The organism is Aestuariivirga sp. (assembly GCF_047600585.1).
Taxonomy (GTDB): Bacteria; Pseudomonadota; Alphaproteobacteria; order Rhizobiales; family Aestuariivirgaceae; genus Aestuariivirga.
Genome location: NZ_JASGKP010000001.1, coordinates 403,867 through 422,746, shown reverse-complemented (window position 1 = coordinate 422,746; position 18,880 = coordinate 403,867). Strand labels below are relative to the sequence as shown.

General features: G+C 64.7%; 19 protein-coding genes. 8 read left to right on the top strand and 11 right to left on the bottom strand.

From position 1 onward, the window contains the following. Positions 1–4 precede the first annotated feature (4 nt). Complete coding sequence (locus QM801_RS01860) at positions 5–1,741, bottom strand: sulfatase-like hydrolase/transferase (RefSeq protein WP_415017512.1); 1,737 nt, start codon at positions 1,739–1,741, stop codon at positions 5–7. Positions 1,742–1,887: 146 nt separating this feature from the next. Here QM801_RS01860 and QM801_RS01855 point away from each other — a divergent pair, with 146 nt between their 5' ends. Beyond that, a complete protein-coding gene (locus QM801_RS01855; protein ID WP_415017511.1) occupies positions 1,888–2,670 on the top strand; it encodes a methyltransferase domain-containing protein in 783 nt (260 codons plus the stop codon). Then, complete coding sequence (locus tag QM801_RS01850; protein ID WP_415017510.1) at positions 2,667–3,185, top strand: GNAT family N-acetyltransferase; 519 nt, start codon at positions 2,667–2,669, stop codon at positions 3,183–3,185. Before QM801_RS01855 ends, QM801_RS01850 begins: the two co-directional genes overlap by 4 nt. A gap of 6 nt (positions 3,186–3,191) precedes the next feature. On the opposite strand, the gene QM801_RS01845 is transcribed toward QM801_RS01850, so the two are convergent. After that, positions 3,192–4,013, bottom strand: coding sequence for a ferredoxin--NADP reductase (locus QM801_RS01845; protein ID WP_415017509.1), 822 nt, complete (start codon positions 4,011–4,013; stop codon positions 3,192–3,194). 266 nt (positions 4,014–4,279) lie between these two features. Here QM801_RS01845 and QM801_RS01840 point away from each other — a divergent pair, with 266 nt between their 5' ends. Together QM801_RS01840 and QM801_RS01835 are read left to right on the top strand one after the other, a co-directional pair. After that, positions 4,280–5,344, top strand: coding sequence for a ligase-associated DNA damage response exonuclease (locus tag QM801_RS01840; protein ID WP_415017508.1), 1,065 nt, complete (start codon positions 4,280–4,282; stop codon positions 5,342–5,344). Beyond that, positions 5,341–6,918, top strand: coding sequence for a cisplatin damage response ATP-dependent DNA ligase (locus QM801_RS01835; RefSeq protein ID WP_415017507.1), 1,578 nt, complete (start codon positions 5,341–5,343; stop codon positions 6,916–6,918). Before QM801_RS01840 ends, QM801_RS01835 begins: the two co-directional genes overlap by 4 nt. A gap of 484 nt (positions 6,919–7,402) precedes the next feature. Here the strand turns inward: QM801_RS01835 and QM801_RS01830 are convergent, their stop codons facing one another. The 4 genes from QM801_RS01830 to QM801_RS01815 form a co-directional block, all read right to left on the bottom strand. After that, entirely contained in the window at positions 7,403–7,609 is a 207-nt protein-coding gene (locus tag QM801_RS01830) for a hypothetical protein (protein ID WP_415017506.1), read from the bottom strand. Between the two features lie 96 nt (positions 7,610–7,705). Then, on the bottom strand, positions 7,706–8,593 hold the full coding sequence (locus QM801_RS01825; protein ID WP_415017505.1) for a LysR family transcriptional regulator: 888 nt from the start codon (positions 8,591–8,593) through the stop codon (positions 7,706–7,708). A gap of 2 nt (positions 8,594–8,595) precedes the next feature. Continuing rightward, a complete protein-coding gene (locus QM801_RS01820; protein ID WP_415017504.1) occupies positions 8,596–8,979 on the bottom strand; it encodes a type II toxin-antitoxin system VapC family toxin in 384 nt (127 codons plus the stop codon). Continuing rightward, positions 8,972–9,226: an AbrB/MazE/SpoVT family DNA-binding domain-containing protein gene (locus QM801_RS01815; protein WP_415017503.1), complete on the bottom strand. Its 255-nt coding sequence runs from the start codon at positions 9,224–9,226 to the stop codon at positions 8,972–8,974. Before QM801_RS01815 ends, QM801_RS01820 begins: the two co-directional genes overlap by 8 nt. Before the next feature lie 161 nt (positions 9,227–9,387). Here QM801_RS01815 and QM801_RS01810 point away from each other — a divergent pair, with 161 nt between their 5' ends. From QM801_RS01810 to QM801_RS01800, 3 genes are all read left to right on the top strand, one after another. After that, positions 9,388–10,887, top strand: coding sequence for a CoA-acylating methylmalonate-semialdehyde dehydrogenase (locus tag QM801_RS01810; protein ID WP_415017502.1), 1,500 nt, complete (start codon positions 9,388–9,390; stop codon positions 10,885–10,887). 287 nt (positions 10,888–11,174) lie between these two features. After that, positions 11,175–11,957 carry a lytic murein transglycosylase gene (locus QM801_RS01805; RefSeq protein WP_415017501.1) on the top strand — a complete coding sequence of 261 codons (783 nt, stop codon included), beginning with the start codon at positions 11,175–11,177 and terminating at the stop codon, positions 11,955–11,957. Between the two features lie 236 nt (positions 11,958–12,193). After that, positions 12,194–12,589: a hypothetical protein gene (locus QM801_RS01800; RefSeq protein ID WP_415017500.1), complete on the top strand. Its 396-nt coding sequence runs from the start codon at positions 12,194–12,196 to the stop codon at positions 12,587–12,589. Here QM801_RS01800 and QM801_RS01795 read toward each other — a convergent pair. The 3 genes from QM801_RS01795 to QM801_RS01785 all read right to left on the bottom strand — a co-directional run bounded on the left by QM801_RS01795 (position 12,577) and on the right by QM801_RS01785 (position 15,622). Beyond that, positions 12,577–13,140, bottom strand: a complete 564-nt coding sequence (locus QM801_RS01795) for a hypothetical protein (protein WP_415017499.1) — start codon at positions 13,138–13,140, stop codon at positions 12,577–12,579. The genes QM801_RS01800 and QM801_RS01795 overlap by 13 nt on opposite strands. 272 nt (positions 13,141–13,412) lie before the next feature. Beyond that, positions 13,413–14,438 (bottom strand): L-threonine 3-dehydrogenase, encoded by a 1,026-nt coding sequence (gene tdh, locus QM801_RS01790; RefSeq protein ID WP_415017498.1) that lies wholly within the window; start codon positions 14,436–14,438, stop codon positions 13,413–13,415. Further along, positions 14,435–15,622: a glycine C-acetyltransferase gene (locus QM801_RS01785; protein WP_415017497.1), complete on the bottom strand. Its 1,188-nt coding sequence runs from the start codon at positions 15,620–15,622 to the stop codon at positions 14,435–14,437. Before QM801_RS01785 ends, tdh begins: the two co-directional genes overlap by 4 nt. Positions 15,623–15,735: 113 nt before the next feature. On the opposite strand from QM801_RS01785, the gene QM801_RS01780 reads away from it, so the two are divergent. Then, the gene (locus QM801_RS01780) at positions 15,736–16,125 is read left to right on the top strand and encodes a RidA family protein (protein ID WP_415017496.1); all 390 of its coding nucleotides are present in this window, start codon (positions 15,736–15,738) and stop codon (positions 16,123–16,125) included. A gap of 11 nt (positions 16,126–16,136) precedes the next feature. Here the strand turns inward: QM801_RS01780 and QM801_RS01775 are convergent, their stop codons facing one another. Together QM801_RS01775 and QM801_RS01770 are read right to left on the bottom strand one after the other, a co-directional pair. Next, on the bottom strand, positions 16,137–16,403 hold the full coding sequence (locus tag QM801_RS01775) for a MoaD/ThiS family protein (protein ID WP_415017495.1): 267 nt from the start codon (positions 16,401–16,403) through the stop codon (positions 16,137–16,139). 213 nt (positions 16,404–16,616) lie between these two features. Then, positions 16,617–18,878 carry a xanthine dehydrogenase family protein molybdopterin-binding subunit gene (locus QM801_RS01770; RefSeq protein ID WP_415017494.1) on the bottom strand — a complete coding sequence of 754 codons (2,262 nt, stop codon included), beginning with the start codon at positions 18,876–18,878 and terminating at the stop codon, positions 16,617–16,619. Between the last annotated feature and the right edge of the window lie 2 nt (positions 18,879–18,880).

Here is an 18,880-nt window from a genome sequence, read left to right as displayed (position 1 = left end):
GGTCTTATCCCTGCTGCATCGTGTTGTCGGTGCCGGCGAGGCCTCCGGCCGGCGGTCCGACGAGATTGGGTTCGAGATAGGTCTTCACGAGATCGATGGGGTTCCACACGACGCCATCCGAGAACAGGCCGAAGACATCGCCCGTGGTGAAGGCAGGCGCTTCGGTGGTGCCGTGGAAGAGCGACGAGGAATAGGCCGAGAGCACGTCGCGGTCGCCATAGCCCATGAGCAGCAGCAGCGTCGCCGGGATCTGGAAGTGGCTGGCGCGGCCGCGGCTCAATTCCGCACCCTGGGCGAACTGGTGCGCGAGCGTTGCATCGGTGGTGATGGCGTAGAGCGGCACGAGGGCGGTGCGCGAGTCCACATCCTCCACCTGGCAATGGGTGAGCTTGCCGGGCTCCAGCACCTGGCCGTGGTCAGAGGTGTAGACCACGGTCGTGTCGGGCGGCAGGCCGTTCTTCAGGAACTCCGTGAAGAAGTGGTCGACCGACCACGCCACGGCATTGCGATAGGAGGCCTGCTTGGCCTGGGCCGTTTCGCCCACCTTGGATTCGAGCGGGCCATACTGGGCCGCACTTGCCGGATAGGCGCTGTCATAGGGGAAGTGGGCGCCATACTTGTTGGCATAGATGAAGGTGGGCTGCGGGTTCTTCATCTCTTCCGCGATGATGCGGGCAAGCTCGAGGTCTTCCTGGCCGTGGGCCACGCCGCGGATGGCGTGGAAGCTGTCGATGTCCTCGCGCTCCGCCATGGTCATGAAGTTCTGCAGCAGGTTGCCGTCGGTGATGTTGTCGGCCTGCGCGTCGATGAAGACGGTGCGGAAGCCAGCCTTCTTGGCGAAGGCGAAGACGGAGGGATTGCGGCTGACGCTGCCCGAGACATCCTGGCGGCGGGCGAGATAGCGGAGCAGCACGTTGGAGTAGTTGCTGCAGTTGCCACCCGAGGCCGCCGGGCCGAAGTCGATGAAGTTGCTCTTCAGCGCCGGCATGTGCGGGGTGAAGGGGTTGCCCGGCGTGAAGTCGATGTAGTCGCCGCGGATGCTTTCATCGACCAGCATGACGATGTTCTTGCTGAGGGGGTGACTTGCCGTCCATGCCACGGTTTCGCGTTCGGGCACCGCACCATTGGCGATCTTCACGCCGGCAAGGGCGCTGAGCGCCACCGGGGTGAACTGGTTGGGAAGGGCGCGGCTCGAGGCGGGGCCCTTCATTTCGACCACACCGGCCACGAGCGCGAAGGGCAGCACCGGCAGCAGCGCCATGGCGAGGGTGGCCGGCTTCCAGCGGGAAAGACCCTTGAGGCCGGGCAGTAGATTGGCGGCCACGAAGAAGGCAAACGCCAGCGCGCCCGCGGTGATGGCCGTGCCATATTGCGCAGTGGCGCGGCCCGCTTCATGGCGGGCGTTCCAAAGTGAGACAATGTCGAGGATCTGAAGCTGCGAGCCGCTGGCGAGGAAGTAACCAAGTCCGAAGGCCGTGCCGAGGCCGAGGACGGCGCCCCAGAAGCCACGCACCGCCCAGGAGGGGTGGAAAGTCGCCGCGAGCAGCGCCGCGACGGCCATGCCCCAGATCGCAAAGAAGATCACAAGTGTCGGATATTGCGCGCGTTCCAGCATCATGGCGACCCGGCCCACGAACCCGTCGTTGCTGATCCAGAGGAGCTGGGCGATGACCGCCAGCTTGATGGCAATGGTTGCCAGGAACCAGGCAGAGGAGCCGGTGTTGGGGAGGAGTTTCGTCATGGGGACCGCCGTTTCTCAGTACCGTTTCGCGGTTCTCCTCTGCAAAATGCTTGCCATCCGCCTGAGCCTGCTCCCGAAATTGACCTCTGGCACGGTGCTGATTATCGTTAATGGCGTTTCGGCGCGGGGGCATCGAGAGTGAGAGAATGACAGGCCTGCAGTACGACAAGGCTGCCACGGAACAACTGGAAGCGATTTACAAGACCCCCGACGTTGCGGGCCAACGCGCCCGGACTATCGCGCTTCTCGCCCCCGAACCGGGCGAAGCCATCCTCGACATCGGCAGCGGCCCGGGCTTCCTGTGCACGGAGATCGCCGAGAAGGTGGGGGCCACCGGCAAGGTGCGCGGCATCGACATCTCGCCCGTGATGGTGCGGCGCTCCACCGAGCGGAACCCGGAACGCTGGATCAGCTTCGCGGTGGGTGACGCCACCAAGCTTGAGGAAGCGGACGCCAGCTACGACGCCGTGGTGAGCATTCAGGTGGCAGAATACGTGCCCGACATCGCGAAGTTCTGCCGCGAGGCCCTGCGGGTGCTGAAGCCCGGCGGGCGCGCACTGATCATGGCGACCGACTGGGATGCCATCGCCTGGTACTCCCGCGACCCCGGCCGCATGCAGCGTGTCATGTCCGCCTTCGCGCCGCACTGCGCCGATAGCGCGTTGCCGCGCACGCTGGGCAAGCGCCTGAAAGAGACGGGCTTCACCGTGGGGCGGGTGACGCCCTACCCCATTTTCAATACGGCATGGAACGACGACAGCTACAGCTGCCGCGTGATCAACTTCATCGCCAGCTATGTGCGGCGGCAGAAGACTGTGCCTGAGGCCGAGCTGGACGCGTGGGCGGCGGAACAGGTTGAGCTGGGCAAGAGCGGTGACTACTACTTCCTCTCGACGCGGGTGTTCTTCGAGGCTGTGAAGCCGCAATGACCTTTACGATCACGCAGGCCGCATCGGCGGAGGATTTCGAAAGCTTCGGTGCGCTGATCGGCGACTACGTGAACTGGTGCCGAGCCCGCTACAGCGATGACCCGTGGTTCGTGGACCAGACCATGGGCCACCAGTCACTCGATACCGAACTCCAGGACCTGGCCAAGAAATACACCCCGCCCGCGGGGCGCGCCTTCATCGCCCGCGAAGACGGACGCCCGTGCGGCTGTGCCGCCTATCGCTGGCGGGGTGAGGGCATTGTCGAGATGAAGCGGCTGTTCGTGCCGCCCGCCTTCAAGGGCAAGGGCTATGGCCGCAGGATCTGCGACGCGCTCATCGCTTCGGCCCGCGCCGACGGCTGCACGACGATGCTGCTCGACACGGCAAACCTGATGCGGGAAGCGATTGCGCTTTATGAGTCCGTGGGCTTCCGCCGCTGCGCGCCCTACAACGACTATCCGCCGGAGCTGATGCGCTACCTGATCTTCATGGAATTGCCGCTGCGGGCAGGCTGACGCGTCTCAGCCGACGAAGGCGCGTTCCACCACATAGGTGGCGGGCTCGCTGTTCGAGCCTTCCTTGAAGCCCAGCGCATCGACGATGCGGCGGATGTCCTTCATGAATTCCATGGAGCCGCAGATCATGATGCGGTCGGTCTCGGGATCGAGCGGCGAGATCTTCATCGCCTCGTAGAAGGCGCCCGACTCGATCAGCTCGGTAATGCGGCCCATGTGCTGCGTCTCCTCGCGCGTGGTCGAGGGGAAGTAATGGAGATGGCCCTGTGCGACCTCGCCCACCAGCGGATCGTTCAGCGTGTTGTGCACGGTGTCGGCGGAGTACTTCAGTTCATCGCGCTGGCGGCAGGTGTGGGTGACATAGACCTGCTCGAACTTCTCGTAGGTCTCGGGATCGCGGATGAGCGAGGCGAAGGGCGCGAAGCCCGTTCCGGTGGAGAAGCAGAACAGGCGCTTGCCCTGGATCAGCGCGTCATTGACGAGCGTACCGGTGGCCTTGGGCTTCATGATGATGGTGTCACCCACCTTGATCTTCTGCAGGTGTTCGGTGAGGGGTCCGTTCGGCACCTTGATGGAGAAGAACTCCAGTTCCTCGTCCCACGAGGGGGAGGCGATGGAATAGGCGCGCAGCACCGGGCGTTCGCTGTTGGGAAGGCCAATCATGACGAACTCGCCCGAGCGGAAGCGCAGCGACTGCGGCCGCGTGATGCGGAAGCGGAAGAGGCGGTCGGTATAGTGCTGGACTTCGGTTACCTTCTCGGCAAAGGCACCCTTCGGCATGAAGGGGTTGGCCGGGGCGGCATCGGAAGCAAGGGCGGCGTCGGTCATGGCTGTCTCGAAATCGGCATGGAAAGGCGGGCAGTCGGGCTTACGGCGGACTGTCCGTTCTTTATAAAGAACGGTCCGTATAGGGGATCAGGTAGCAAGCCGCAAGCCCCCGCGCCATGACCCACGTCAACGCAGGGTTGGGGGTCTGTTGCCGTTTGTTGCGGCCCCTCACCCCCGCGTTGCGGACCCTCTCCCCGGAGGGGAGAGGGCGATTGTGTTCGCCTTCTCCCGTTGGCGGGAGAAGGTGCCCGGCAGGGCGGATGAGGGTGGGCGCGCGACCCGCCATTGCGGGCCGCAGCTCCTCTGCCCATATTCCCCGCATGGCGAATGGCTTCGAGACCTGGCTCCGCCCCGAAGCAAAGGGGCTCTATTGCGCCCCCGGCGATTTCTACATCGACCCGCTCGCCCCGGTGGAGCGGGCGGTGATCACCCACGGCCATTCCGACCACGCGCGCCCGGGCCACAACAAGGTGCTGGCCACAGCCGAGACACTCGCCATCATGCGCGCGCGCCTCGGCGAGGGCGCCGGCCGCACGCAGCAGCCGCTGGCGCTGGGCGAGCGCCTCACCATCAACGACGTGACGCTGTGGCTGGCGCCCGCCGGCCACGTGCTCGGCTCGGCCCAGGTTGTGCTGGAACACAAGGGCCGCCGCGCCGTGATCTCCGGCGACTACAAGCGCCGCGCCGATGCCACCTGCACGGGCTTCGAGGTGGTGCCCTGCGACCTCTTCGTCACCGAAGCGACCTTCGCGCTCCCCGTCTTCGTGCACGAGAGCGACGCCCACGAGATGGCGAAGCTGATGGCCTCGCTCGCTGCCTTCCCGGAACGCACCCACCAGATCGGCGCATACGGCCTCGGCAAGTGCCAGCGCCTCATCAGCATGATGCGGAGCGTGGGCTATGACCGCACCATCTGGCTCCACGGCGCGATGAAGCCGCTCTGCGATCTCTACGAACGCCACGGCGTGTCGCTGGGCGATCTTCGCCTGGTGAGCGAGGCTAATCACGATCTTGCAGGCGAGGTGGTGATCGCGCCGCCCTCCGCCATCGGCGACCGCTGGAGCCGGCGCTTTGCCGAGCCCCTGCCCGCCTTCGCGTCCGGCTGGATGCGTATCCGTGCCCGCGCCCGCCAGCGGGGCGTGGAACTGCCGCTGATCATCTCCGATCATGCGGACTGGCCGGAGCTGGTGCAGACGATCCGCGATGTGGGCGCGGGTGAAATCTGGATCACCCATGGCCGCGACGATGCCCTCACGCTGCAATGCCAGGCCATGGGCCTCACCGCAAAGGCGCTCGCCATGGTGGGCTTCAGCGAGGAGGATGGCGAATGAGGGACTTCGCCACGCTGCTCGACCGCCTCTCCTACACGCCGGCGCGAAACGGCAAGCTGGCGCTGATGGCGGACTATTTCCGCTGCACGCCGGATCCGGACCGGGGCTATGCGCTGGCGGCGTTGACCGACGGACTGCCTTTTTCGTTTCCGGTGCGGCAGACGGTGCTTGACCTTGCCGCCCAGCACATCGACCCCGAACTCTTCCGCCTCTCGCGCGATTATGTGGGCGATACCGCGGAAACGCTGTCGCTGATCTGGCCCGAACGCAATGCAGGCGAGCCGCCGGGCCTGGCGCAGGTGGTGGAAACCCTCGGCCTCATCGGCCGCAATGACCTTGGCGTCACGCTGGCGCGCTGGCTCGATACGCTCGACGTGAACGGGCGCTGGGCGCTGCTGAAACTGGTGACGGGCGGCATGCGCACTGGCGTATCGGCGCGCCTCGCCAAGACGGCGCTGTCGCTCGCCTTCGACAAGCCGATCGAGGAGATCGAGGAGGTGTGGCACGGGCTTGCCATGCCTTACACGCCGCTCTTCGCCTGGCTCACGGGGGTGGGCGAGCGGCCCGACGTGAAGAACATGCCGGTGTTCCGCCCGCTGATGCTGTCACACCCGCTGGAGGAGTCCGACCGCGCCGCGCTCGATCCTGCGGATTACCAGATCGAATGGAAATGGGACGGCATCCGCGTGCAGGTTTGCGCCCGGGGCGGCACGAGCCGGATCTATTCGCGCTCCGGTGATGATGTGAGCGCGGCATTCCCTGAGTTCGCCAACCTGCCCTTCAACGCCACGCTTGATGGCGAGCTGCTGGTGCTGCGGAACGGCGAGGTGGCGCCCTTCCAGGATCTGCAGCAGCGCCTCAACCGCAAGACCGTGACGAAGAAGATGCTCACGGACTATCCCGCCCATATCAGGCTTTATGACCTGCTCGAGCATGACGGCGAAGACATCCGTACACGGACGATGGCGGAGCGGCGCGCCGCACTGGAGCAGTGGTTCGCAACGGTGCGCCCGGCGCGGATGGACGTCTCCGAGATCGTGACCGTGCCGGATGCCGAGGCGCTCGCCCGCATCTGGGCGCAGACGCGGGCGGAGGGGATCGAAGGGTTGATGCTGAAGCGCCGCGATGCGGCTTATGTGTCGGGCCGCCCCAAGGGACTGTGGTGGAAGTGGAAGCGCGAGCCGCTCGCCGCCGATTGCGTGCTGATCTATGCCCAGCGCGGCTCGGGCAAGCGCTCGTCCTTCTATTCGGATTATACTTTCGCGGCCTGGGACGGCAGCAAGTCGCCGCCTGAGCTCGTGCCCGTGGGGAAAGCCTACTCCGGCTTCACCGACGAGGAACTGAAGCGCCTCGACGCCTTCGTTCGCCACAACACCGTAAGCCGCTTCGGCCCGGTGCGGCAGGTGGAGCCGAAGCTGGTGCTGGAGGTGGCGTTCGATGCGATCCAGCCGTCCACACGGCACAAGAGTGGCATCGCCATGCGTTTCCCGCGCATTTCGCGCATCCGCTGGGACAAACCCGCCGCCGAGGCCGATACGGTGCAAGGGCTGAAGGCGCTGATCGGCGGCGGGTGACGGGTCACGTACTGGAGTTCGACGTCACCCCCGCGAAGGCGGGGGCCCAGCTTTCTTGCATCACCCTGACTTGAATGGGGCGGTGTTTTGTGGCCCCCATTTCACTATCTCTCCATGCCCGGCCTTGAGCCGGGCATCCAGAACACCGGGTGGCGGAAAGTCTGGATGGCCGGGTCAAGCCCGGCCATGGAGAACCCACAGAATGACCGTCATTCCATGCGAGCGACGCAAGCGTCGCGAGACATGGAACCCAGCTTTGACAAACGAAGCTGGATTCCGGCTCGCGCGCGACATCTCGCTCCGCTCGATCAAGGCGCGCGTCCGGAATGACGGTGTTTTCGTTGGCAGATTAAATCTGTTCGTCACCCCCGCGAAGGCGGGGGCCCAGCTTTCTGCTGCCTTGACGCCAAAAGCCGGGCATACTTCTCAGCGTGATGGCGTCTCCATGATCGGGCAAGCCCGACCATGGAGAAGCTGTTGCATCTTATCCCTGGCACTCGGGGTGTTCGGCCTGGTCCTGGGCGCTGTCGCAGCCGCTGCCGCCGGGAACACGCTTCTTGCGGCGGGCCTCCTGCGCATAACCATCCTTCGCGGTGGAGACGGTGGCAGTATCGCTCACCGGCGCCACGGCAGCGAAGGACAGCGATATCCCGGCAATGACAAGTGCGAGTGCGGTCAAGATGGTCTTCATGGTTCTCTCCTCAGTGTGTTGCGCTGATCCCACAGCGTGAGAAGACTGTTGCAGGTGATGGCTGGCAGAAGACTGACCCACCCCGTCAGTATGCTGTCAGGAAAGCATGAAGGCGGCGCTGCGTTTCTTCACGCTTTCGACGATCGCCTGATAGACCGCAGTCACGCGCCGCGTGTCGTGCGTGTCGGGGTGAGTCATGAGCCAGTAGGTGCGGGAGAAGCGCATCTCCGGCAGTATGCGCACGAGGTCGGGATGGCGTGCCGCCGCGTAGTCGTGGAGGATGCCGATCCCCTCGCCCGCCAGAACCGCCTCCATCTGCGCGACAACGCTGCCGCATTCATAGTGCCGCGCCATGCGCCGGGCGAGATCGGCGGTGTAGTCGAGCGCCCGCGAATAGGCGATATCCTCCACGTAGGTGATAAAGAGCTTGCCGTCGAGATCATCCGTGGACTGAATGTTTCCGTGGCGCTTCAGGTAGCTCGTCGCGGCATAGACCGAGAGCGAGTAGTCGGTGAGTTTCTTGATGATGGCGCGGCCGAGCTTGGGCCGCTCGATGGTGACGATGATGTCGGCCTCGCGGCGGGAAAGCGAGAAGGAGCGCGGCAGCGGCACGAGCTGGATAGTGAGGGCGGGATGCTGGTTGGCAAGGCGCGCCAGTTCCGGCGCCAGATGGAAGGTGCCGAAGCCATCGGGCGCGCCCACGCGCACCGTGCCTGAGACCGTGTTGGACGTGGCGGGCAGTGCCGCATCGGCCTGCAGCAGTTCCGATTCCATGCGCTCGACCCGGGTGAGCAGGCTTTCGCCCGCGGGTGTCAGCACCGCGCCGGTGGTGCGGCGGTCAAAGAGGCGGGTGCCGAGCGATTCCTCCAGCGCATCCAGCCGCCGCGCCACGGTGGCGTGATTGAGATGCAGCGTCTTCGCGGCACTCAGGATCTGCCCGGCGCGGGCGATGGCAAGGAAGATGCGGAGGTTGTCCCAATCCATGATCAGCGCAAGACCATGACGCGGACGCCGGGCACATCGGCCCAGGCCCGGTCGGTGGTGACGGCCGTGGCATTGCGAGCTGCGGCGAGCGCAAGGCAGGCCCGGTCGCCCAGTGAAAGACCGCGGGCTTTTGTGAGCGGGCGCAGCGCCGCCGCACTGATGGCCTGTTCCAGATCGAAGTCCACGGTATCCGGACGAAACTCCGCGAGAATGGCGGCAACATCGTCCGTACCAATGCCGCGCTCATAGAGCTTGCTCACCGCCTCGGCATAGTTCACCGTGCTGACGACCGCATCGGAGAGCAGTGACTCGACCGCGTCGGCGCCTGGCTCCTTGAACAGGAGACAGAGAATGGCCGACGCATCGAGGACGTAGGTCTCACTCATTCCCGGAGTCCCGGCGGCGGTCGGCCACCAGCTCGTCGGAGAGAAGCGCTTCACCTGCCCGCGGGCCGTATTTCTGCAGCCGCTCCTGGATGCGGCGAATGCCTTCCCGTTGCGAGCGGATGCGCAGTTCGTTGTCGGTCACCTCGAGCAGGACCGTGTCGCCATCCTCCAGCCCGAGCTTCTTGCGCACTTCAGCCGGAAGTTGCAGCCTGCCGCCACTAACGATCTTGCCGCGCTGTACATTCATACATTTTCTCCAAATGCTACAGATTTCACGATCCTGTAGATATCCCGATCGGCTTAACGTTTCAATGCTACTTATATTTTCACACAACGAAAGCGCAAATCTTCGTGTTGCTGTGCAAAATGCAAAAGCGCATAGGAAGGCACCAGCAAGGGAGGATCTTCATGGTCAAGACAATCAATCACTGGATCGGCGGCAAGGAAGTCGCGGGCAAGGGCACGCGCAAGAGCGCCGTGTTCAACCCCGCAACCGGCGAGCAGACCGGCGAGATCGTTCTCGCCACCACGGCCGAACTCGACGCCGCCGTGCAGGTGGCGCAGGCTGCCGCCCCCGGCTGGCAGGCCACCACGCCGCTTCGCCGCTCGCGCATCCTCAACGCCTTCCTCCGCATTCTCGAGACCCGCACCAAGGAGCTCGCCGCCTGCATCTCCGCCGAACACGGCAAGGTGCTGTCGGACGCCATGGGGGAAGTTCAGCGCGGCATGGAAGTGGTGGAGTTTGCCACCGCCGCCCCCTCGCTGCTCAAGGGCGAATACACGGAGAACGTCGGCACCAAGGTCGACTCCTGGTCGACGCGCCAGCCGCTCGGTGTCGTCGCCGGCATCACGCCGTTCAACTTCCCCGCCATGGTGCCGATGTGGATGTTCCCCACCGCGCTTGCCTGCGGCAACACCTTCATCCTCAAGCCGTCGGAGCGTGATCCCTCCGCCTCGCTCCTCATCGCCCAGTGGCTGAAGGAAGCGGGCCTTCCCGATGGCGTGTTCAACGTGGTGCAGGGCGACAAGGAAGCGGTGGACGCGATCCTCCACAACCCCGGCATCTCGGCTGTCTCCTTCGTCGGCTCGACACCGATTGCGAAGTACATCTATTCAACTGGCACGGCGAACGGCAAGCGCGTGCAGGCGCTGGGTGGTGCCAAGAACCACATGATCATCATGCCCGACGCCGACATGGACCAGGCGGTCGATGCCCTGATGGGTGCGGCCTACGGCTCCGCCGGCGAGCGCTGCATGGCGATCTCGGTTGCGGTTCCGGTGGGCGAAGGCACGGCGGAAATCCTGCTCAAGAAGCTGGAGCCCAAGGTGCGCGCCCTGAAGATCGGCCCCGGCACGGATGCCGATGCGGAAATGGGTCCGCTCGTCACCAAGCAGCACTACGAGAAGGTGAAGGGCTACATCGACCAGGGCGTCAAGGAAGGCGCCAAGCTGGTGGTGGATGGCCGCGGCTTCAAGATGCAGGGCTACGAGAACGGCTACTTCCTTGGCGGCACGATCTTCGATCACGTGACCACCGACATGACCATCTACAAGGAAGAGATCTTCGGCCCCGTGCTCTCCATGGTGCGCGCCAAGTCCTATGACGAGGCGGCCACGATGATCAACAAGCACGAGTACGGCAACGGCACGGCGATCTTCACCCGCGACGGTGACGCCGCCCGCGAGTTCGCCCAGTCGATCCAGGTCGGCATGGTCGGCGTCAACGTGCCGATCCCGGTGCCGATGGCGTTCCACTCCTTCGGCGGCTGGAAGGCGTCGCTCTTCGGCGACCACCACATGCACGGGCCGGAAGGCATCCGCTTCTATACCAAGCTCAAGACCATCACGAGCCGCTGGCCGACGGGCATCCGCTCCGGCGCCGAATTCGTGATGCCGACGATGAAGTAAGCGTTCCTCCCGCTTGCGTGACGACGAATGCCCGGCCTTCGCGCCGGGCATTTTTGTTTTTTTTTGGGGGGGGGGGGTGATCGCGTTTGCCCCTCACCCCCGCTTCGCGGACCCTCTCCCCAGAGGGGCGAGGGCGATAATCATCACGCCTTCTCCCGCTGGCGGGAGAAGGTGCCCGAAGGGCGGATGAGGGTGGAACATGGGTAATCTTTCATTAACCAACCAGATGACAACTACAGCACCCGGTGGCAGAAACTGCCCCGAACGATTTCATTCTGGAGGTTTGAATGCGGAAGGTTCTTCTCGGCACGCTCGTTTCCCTGGCGCTGTTCCAGGCTCCGGCCCTGGCGGCAGCACGCTGCGGCAATACGGGCGCGGGCTTCGAAGCCTGGAAGCAGTCCTTCGCCGCCGAAGCCAAGGCCAATGGCGTGAACGGCAAGGCGATCGCCGCCCTGATGGGCACGAGCTACGCCACGGCGACGATCCGCGCCGACCGCAATCAGCATTCCTTCAAGCTCAGCCTCAAGCAGTTCATGGCCAAGCGCGGCGCGCCTGCCATCGTCGCCCAGGGCCGCAAGAAGAAGGCCGCGAATGCCGCCCTCTTCGCATCGATTGAAAAGAAATACGGCGTGCCGGCGGGCCCGCTCATCGCCATCTGGGGCATGGAAACGGCCTTCGGCAACTTCACCGGCAGCCAGAACGTGCTCTCGGCCACGGCGACGCTGGCCTATGACTGCCGCCGCAGCGAATTCTTCACCGACCAGCTCTACGCGATGCTCACGCTTGTCGGCTCCGGCAAGGTCTCGGCCGGAGCCAAGGGCGCCATGCACGGCGAACTGGGCCAGACGCAGTTCATGCCGAAGAACGTGCTGAAATACGGTGTCGGCAATCTCAACACCAAGGAAGGCGCGCTCGCCTCCACCGCCAAGTTCCTGGTCGGCCACGGCTGGCAGCGCGGCGAAGGCTATCAGCCGGGCGAACCCAACTTCGCGGCGATCCAGGGCTGGAACGCCGCCAGCGTCTATCAGCAGGCCATCGCCATCATGGGCCGCCAGATCGACGGGTATTGAGGGACGTTGGGGTACACCCAACCTCCCGTCATTCCATCCAAGCGGCACATGTGCCGCGCGAGATGGAACCCCGCTTCCTTCGACCAAAGCGGGGTTCCATGTCTCGCGACGCGAAGCGTCGCTCGCATGGAATGACGAGTGAGGGAGAAACGCGCGCACCTCGTCTTACCGCAACCCGCCATTGAATCGCGTGTCCCGCGCTCCCATATTGCCACGCGTGAAAGGACACCTCGCCCATGGCCACGTTTGACGTCTCCAAGACCTTCGACCGCAGCCCGGAAGGCTATCAGGCGCTGACCTGGGTGCTTTACATCTGTTCGCTGGGCGTGGCACTGGCGACGCTGGGCGAGATCTCCGGCACCATCCTGTTCGTGGGCTGCGTCGCTATCATCCTGCTCGCCCGCATCCGCAAGGACGATGCCGCCGGCACCATCTACGGCAGCCATCTCGGCAACATCGCCAAGGTGATGACGATCGCGCTCGTCGTGGCCGCGATCCTGCTCGCCTTCACCATCGTCACCTTCGGCATCGGCATTCTCATCACCTGGCCGCTCTACGTGCTGTTCCTGCTCTGGCTGGGCTACCGCCTCGTCAAGGGCATGATGCGCCTCAACGACGATCAGGCATACTGACCCGCACGCCGCCGCACCCGGCCGAAGGCATCCCGCAACGCGTGACTGTTCCATCCGGTGACACGCATCGCCGTGCGCACGATGTGGGCGCAGGCGCGCGCGTCCTCCAGCGGGTGATGATGCCAGAAGCGATAGTTGAGATGATTGCACACCGTCTTCAGGCGATGGTTCGGAAGTTCCGACCAGACCTTGCGCGCGATGGTGCAACTGTCGATCCACACGCCGCCCGGTGGCGGAATTTCCGCCGCCTTGCTGATGGCGTTCACCACCGTCTCGTCATAGTGGGTGTGTGAGACGATGGTTGCGCCATCGAGGATGGGCCACAGCGTGTGGGCGAGACGGAGCACCGAAGGCGTGGGCATCACCATGTGGGCGCCCTCCTGATCGAGATGCGTGATGGCTTGCGGTGCCGCATCACACATGCCTGAGGGCGCCAGCCACGAGAACCATTCGTAACGGATGCTGTCGCGGTCGAACACCACAATCCCCACGGCATAGGCCGAAGAGCGCCTCGTACTCGGCGTTTCAAAATCCAATGCCACGAAGGGCATTTCGACTCCCACAAACAATCGCGAGTTGATTAGCGCATGGGCATTTCGCGGAAAAGGCGAAAATCGTGGTGGGTTATGAGGTTATAAGCAGAAGGTGAAGTGGTTTCTCGTGGTTGCAACGAACCGTCACCCCCGCGAAGGCGGGGGCCCAGCTTCCTGTGTCGTGATCACCGAAAGCTGGATTCCGGCTCGCGCGCGACATCTCGCGTGCGCTCGATCAAGGCGCGCGTCCGGAATGACGGTGGGATGTATCGTGCGCGGACGAGAAACCCTCACCCCCAGTCGAGCACCACCTTGCCGGAGGCGCCCTGCTTCATCAGCGCGAACCCCTGCGCATAATCCTCCGCCTTGAAGCGGTGAGTGATGACCTTGCGCACGTCGAGGCCCGACTGCAGCATGGCAATCATCTTGTACCAGGTCTCGAACATCTCGCGGCCATAGATGCCCTTGAGCGTGAGCGCCTTGAAGATGATGCGGTTCCAGTCGACGGGCGTCGGCCGCGACGGAATGCCGAGGATGGCGATCTTGCCGCCCATGATCATGTGATCGACCATCTGGTCGAAGGCGTTGGGCGCACCCGACATCTCGAGTCCGATGTCGAAGCCTTCCTGCATGCCGAGGCGGTGCATGACATCGCGCAGGTCCTCGCGGCCGACGTTCACCGTGACGGCGTCGTTCACCTGATTGCAGAGTTCGAGGCGGTAGTCGTTGACGTCGGTGATGACGATGTGGCGCGCGCCCACGTGACGGCACACGCTTGCGGCCATGATGCCGATCGGGCCAGCGCCCGTGATCAACACGTCCTCGCCGATGAGATCGAACGACAGCGCGGTGTGCACGGCGTTCCCCAGCGGATCGAGAATGGCGCCGATCTCGTCATCGACCTCGGGCGGCAGATGGATGGCGTTGAAGGCAGGGAGCTTCAGGTATTCGGCGAAGGCGCCGGGCACGTTGACGCCGATGCCCTTGGTCTCGGGATCGAGATGGAAGTGGCCGGCCCGCGCCATGCGGCTCTTCATGCCGATCAGGTGGCCCTCGCCCGAAACGCGGTCACCCACCTTCACGGTGCGCACGTGGCTGCCGACCTCGACCACGGTGCCGGCGAATTCATGACCCACCACCATGGGAACGGGAATGGTCTTCTTCGCCCACTCGTCCCATTTCCAGATGTGGAGGTCGGTGCCGCAGATGCCGGTCTTGGCCACCTTGATCAGGATGTCGTCGGGGCCGATCTGGGGTGCGGGCTCGTCACGGAGGACCAATCCCTCTTCCGGCTTCGCCTTCACAAGTGCTCTCATGAAATCACCTTCAATGTGCGGCCGACCTTGGTGAAGGCGGCGATTGCCGTGTTGATGTCATCCGGCGAGTGCGCCGCCGACATTTGCGTGCGGATGCGCGCCTTGCCCTGTGGCACCACCGGATAGAAGAAACCTGTGACGTAGATGCCTTCCTCATAGAGCGCCGCCGCCATCTGTTGCGCGATCTTCGCTTCCCCCAGCATCACCGGAATGATGGGATGTTCACCGGGGAGAAGATTGAAGCCCGCCTTGCCGAGACCAGCGCGGAAGGCCGCCGCATTGGCAACGAGGCGGGCGCGGAGATCGTCACCCTTCTCGGCGAGATCGATGGCCGCATGGCTGCCCGCCACGATGGCGGGCGGCAGGGCATTGGAGAAGAGATAGGGCCGCCCGCGCTGGCGCATGAGATCGACGATCGGCTGCGAGGCCGCGATGTAGCCGCCCGCCGAACCGCCCAGCGCCTTGCCGAAGGTGCCGGTGAGAATGTCGACCTTCACGCCTGCCCGCGCCGGCGTGCCGCGGCCCTTGGGGCCGATGAAGCCGGTGGCATGGCAATCATCCACCATCACCAGCGCATCGTGCTTGTCGGCGATGGCGCGGATCGATTTCAGGTCGGCGAAGTAGCCGTCCATGGAGAAGACGCCGTCGGTGACGATGATGATGCGCCGCGCCTTCGCCTCTTTCGCTGCGGCGAGCTGGCGCTCAAGGTCGGCCATGTCGCCATTGGCATAGCGGAAGCGCTTGGCCTTGGAGAGGCGCACGCCATCGATGATCGAGGCGTGGTTGAGGGAGTCCGAGACGATGGCGTCGTCCTCACCGAAGAGCGGCTCGAAGACGGCCCCATTGGCATCGAAGCAGGCGGCGAAGAGGATCGCGTCCTCCATCTCCACATAGCTCGCAATGCGGTGCTCGAGGGCGCGGTGGATGTCGGTGGTGCCACAGATGAAGCGCACGCTCGCCATGCCGAAGCCGTGCGTGTCCATGGCGGCCTTGGCGGCGGCGATGATGGCGGGATTGTCGGCAAGGCCGAGGTAGTTGTTGGCACAGAAGTTGAGGACGTCGCGGCCGCCACCCACACGGATGTGGGAGGATTGCGGCGAGAGGATCTCGCGCTCGGTCTTCCACAGGGATTGGGCCCGGATGGCATCGAGTTCGGCGGACAGCGTGGCGAGGACAGTGCTCATGGGGTTCTCCGGCGCGCACTATAGCGGCAGAGGGGCAGCGGGGGAGGCTCAAAAAACTGTTGGGCCGGTTGCGCCTCCCTCCCCTAAACTGCCTTCCACAGAAGGAGTGCCCCATGATCCAGCGCCTGAACCCCGATACCGTGCCCAAGCCCGCTTCCGCCTATGACCAGGCGGTGCTGCACGCCGCCCATGCCAGGCGGCTGGTGATCTCGGGCCAGGTGGGTGTCACCGCCGACGGCAAGGTGCTGGAGGGGCTGGAGGCGCAGCTCCGGCAATGCTGGGTCAACCTCTTCGCGGTCATGAAGGCGGCGGGCTTCGAGAAGAAGCACCTGATCAAGTCGGTGATCTATGTGACGCAAGCGGGCCAGGTGGGGCTGTCCCGCCGGATCCGCGACGAGGCCATGGAGGGGAACACCAGCGCTTCAACGTATCTGGAGATTGCGGGCCTCGCCTCGCCCGCCTTCCTCTGCGAGATCGAGGGCGAGGCGGTGCGCGAGGACTGAGCGCGCGCGCCTCAGCCGCCGGGGATGCGCGGCATCAGGTAGATTTCAGCGCCCGCTGGAAGCTCGGTATCCCACTGGTCGCGGTAGATCTTGCCGTCGATCGAGACGGCGACGCCGCGCTTGATGTGCGCCTCGACCCCCGGATAGCTCTCGCTCAGCAGGCGGAAGAGTTCGCGGATGGTGCGGGCCGACGAGGTCACGGTCTCCTTGCCGCCGACGAGCGGCCGGAGCGCCCCCCAGAGATGCACGGTGTGGATGTGGACGGTGTCGTTGCTCATGGGGGAGATATAGCGATTATCTTTTGAAACGTCATCGCTTGCGCATGCTTCGAGGCTCGGCTTCGCCTCGCACCTCAGCATGAGGAACCAATTTAACCCTCATCCTGAGGTGCATTGCGCAGCAATGCCTCGAAGGTTGCGCCACACATGACGCCCCCAAACAAAAATGGCCGGGGCGAGCCCGGCCATTCGCAACGTGAGGGTGACCCCTGCTTACTTCTTCTTCGCCTTGAGCGCCTTCAGCACGCGCGGCGGAGACATGGGGATGTGGTTGAGGCGCACCCCGGCCGCATTCGAGATGGCGTTGGCAATGGCGCCCAAGGGCGGCACGATCGAGGTTTCGCCCACGCCGCGCACACCATAGGGGTGGTTCGGGTTGGGGATTTCCAGGATCTGCGTGTCGATCATCGGCAGGTCCGAACACACCGGGATGCGGTAGTCGAGGAAGCCCGCATTCTGCAGGCGGCCATCCTTGCCGTAGACGTACTCTTCGTTCAGCGCCCAGCCGATGCCCTGTGCGGCACCGCCCTGATACTGGCCTTCCACATAGGACGGATGCATGGCCTTGCCCGCATCCTGGATGACCGTATAGCGCTTGATCGTGGTGCGGCCCGTTTCCGGATCGACCTCGGCGTCACAGATGTGCGTGGCGAAGGAGACGCCGGCACCATCAGCGACGATTTCCGAGTGACCGGCAATCGGGCCACCGGTGTTGGCGGCCTGGGCGGCGATTTCCTTGACCGAGAGCGGGGCCTTGTTGCCATGCTTCTCGCCCACGGCGCGCGCCGCGCCATCCATCCATTCCACTTCCTCGACCGGGATTTCCCAGATCTTGGCGGCGCGTTCACGCAGCGTCTGCACTGCCTTGCGGGTGGCATCGACCGCCGCCATGGACGACGAGAAGGTGCCGCGCGAACCGTCGGTCATGTCGTTGTGGCCGAGCGACGAGGTGTCGGCGACGATGACGCGCACCTGGTCGTAGGAAACGCCCAGTTCTTCCGCGACGGCAAGCGCCAGCGAAGCGCGGCTGCCGCCCACGTCGACGGTGCCGACGGCGACGGTGACCGAGCCATCGGGTGTGACGTTCACGTCAACGCAGGTCTGGCCGCCGAAGTTGAACCAGAAGCCGCAGGCCATGCCGCGCCCCTGGTTGGGACCGAGCGGAGCCTTCATGTGCGGATGGTTCTTGGCGGCTTCCAGCGTCGGGCCGATGCCGATCGGACCATAGACCGGGCCGTAGGACGACTTGGTGCCTTCCTTGGCCGCGTTCTTGATGCGGAACTCAATGGGATCCATGCCGATGGCATGGGCCACCTGGTCCATGGTGCTTTCGACCGCGAAGGCGGCAATCGGCGCCGACGGCGCACGATAGGCCGCGCACTTCGGACGGTTGACCACCACGTCCTTCGACACCGACTTCACGTTCTTGAAGTCGTAGCAGGCCCACGCCGTCATTGCGCCGAACTCGGCCCAGGTGAAGGGGAAGGCCCCGTTCTGGTAGCGCAGTTCCGCGAAGGCGGCGGTGACCGTGCCGTCCTTCTTGGCGCCGATCTTGATGTCCATGGAAGCGGACGAGGTCGGGCCCGTGGCGCGGAAGACTTCGTCACGGGTCATCACCACCTTGACCGGGCGGTTGGCCTTGCGCGAGAGCGCAAGAGCAATCGGCTCGGCCCAGACGTGGGTCTTGCCGCCGAAGCCGCCGCCGATTTCGGAGGCGGTGACGCGGAGCTTGTTGATGTCCATGCCGAGGAGTGCGGCACAGGTGTTGCGGTAGACGAACGGACCCTGGGTGGTGACCCACAGTTCGGCCGTGCCATCGGGCGAAACGCTGGCGAGGCAGGCGTGGGGCTCGATGTAGCCCTGGTGCGTCTGCTCGGTCTTGTAGGACTTCTCGATGATGACGTCGGCCTCCTTGAAGCCCGCCTCAACATCGCCATGGCCGTATTCGGCGATCTTGATGAAGTTGGAGGGCTTGGTCGGCTTGGGCTCGATGCCTTCGGTGAAGATGTCTTCGTGCAGAAGCGGCGCGTTGGGCTTCAACGCTTCATCGGGATCGGTCACGTGCGGCAGCACCTGATAATCGACCTTGATGAGCTTGAGGGCCTGCTTCGCCGTGTGCATGTCGACGGCGGCCACGGCGGCGACGGCATGGCCGTCATAGAGCGCCTTGGTGCGGGCCATGCAGTTTTCCAGCGTGTCGCGGAGCGAGCGGTCGCCGTTGGAGAGATCCGGCAGATCGGCAGCCGTGACGATCGCCTTCACACCGGCGAGCTTCTCGGCCTTCGAGATGTCGATCTTCTTGATCTTGGCGTGGGCGTGCGGCGAGCGCAGCACGAGGCCCACGAGCTGGCCCGGGGCGAAGGCGTCAGCGCCGTACTTGGCGCGGCCTGTCACCTTGTCGATGCCGTCGGGACGGCGGACGCGCGTGCCGATGACCTTGAAGGGCTTGCGGACGAGTGATGTATCGAGCGGCATTG

Excerpts from the sequence above, each read along its gene's own strand:
- QM801_RS01785 (WP_415017497.1), bottom strand. The coding sequence starts at position 15,622 with ATGAGCACTGTCCTCGCCACGCTGTCCGCCGAACTCGATGCCATCCGG.
- QM801_RS01850 (WP_415017510.1), top strand. The coding sequence starts at position 2,667 with ATGACCTTTACGATCACGCAGGCCGCATCGGCGGAGGATTTCGAAAGC.
- QM801_RS01775 (WP_415017495.1), bottom strand. The coding sequence starts at position 16,403 with ATGAGCAACGACACCGTCCACATCCACACCGTGCATCTCTGGGGGGCG.
- QM801_RS01835 (WP_415017507.1), top strand. The coding sequence starts at position 5,341 with ATGAGGGACTTCGCCACGCTGCTCGACCGCCTCTCCTACACGCCGGCG.
- QM801_RS01820 (WP_415017504.1), bottom strand. The coding sequence starts at position 8,979 with ATGAGTGAGACCTACGTCCTCGATGCGTCGGCCATTCTCTGTCTCCTG.
- QM801_RS01805 (WP_415017501.1), top strand. The coding sequence starts at position 11,175 with ATGCGGAAGGTTCTTCTCGGCACGCTCGTTTCCCTGGCGCTGTTCCAG.
- QM801_RS01830 (WP_415017506.1), bottom strand. The coding sequence starts at position 7,609 with ATGAAGACCATCTTGACCGCACTCGCACTTGTCATTGCCGGGATATCG.
- QM801_RS01770 (WP_415017494.1), bottom strand. The coding sequence starts at position 18,878 with ATGCCGCTCGATACATCACTCGTCCGCAAGCCCTTCAAGGTCATCGGC.
- QM801_RS01845 (WP_415017509.1), bottom strand. The coding sequence starts at position 4,013 with ATGACCGACGCCGCCCTTGCTTCCGATGCCGCCCCGGCCAACCCCTTC.
- QM801_RS01780 (WP_415017496.1), top strand. The coding sequence starts at position 15,736 with ATGATCCAGCGCCTGAACCCCGATACCGTGCCCAAGCCCGCTTCCGCC.
- QM801_RS01795 (WP_415017499.1), bottom strand. The coding sequence starts at position 13,140 with ATGCCCTTCGTGGCATTGGATTTTGAAACGCCGAGTACGAGGCGCTCT.
- QM801_RS01810 (WP_415017502.1), top strand. The coding sequence starts at position 9,388 with ATGGTCAAGACAATCAATCACTGGATCGGCGGCAAGGAAGTCGCGGGC.
- QM801_RS01825 (WP_415017505.1), bottom strand. The coding sequence starts at position 8,593 with ATGGATTGGGACAACCTCCGCATCTTCCTTGCCATCGCCCGCGCCGGG.
- tdh (WP_415017498.1), bottom strand. The coding sequence starts at position 14,438 with ATGAGAGCACTTGTGAAGGCGAAGCCGGAAGAGGGATTGGTCCTCCGT.
- QM801_RS01800 (WP_415017500.1), top strand. The coding sequence starts at position 12,194 with ATGGCCACGTTTGACGTCTCCAAGACCTTCGACCGCAGCCCGGAAGGC.
- QM801_RS01815 (WP_415017503.1), bottom strand. The coding sequence starts at position 9,226 with ATGAATGTACAGCGCGGCAAGATCGTTAGTGGCGGCAGGCTGCAACTT.
- QM801_RS01860 (WP_415017512.1), bottom strand. The coding sequence starts at position 1,741 with ATGACGAAACTCCTCCCCAACACCGGCTCCTCTGCCTGGTTCCTGGCA.
- QM801_RS01855 (WP_415017511.1), top strand. The coding sequence starts at position 1,888 with ATGACAGGCCTGCAGTACGACAAGGCTGCCACGGAACAACTGGAAGCG.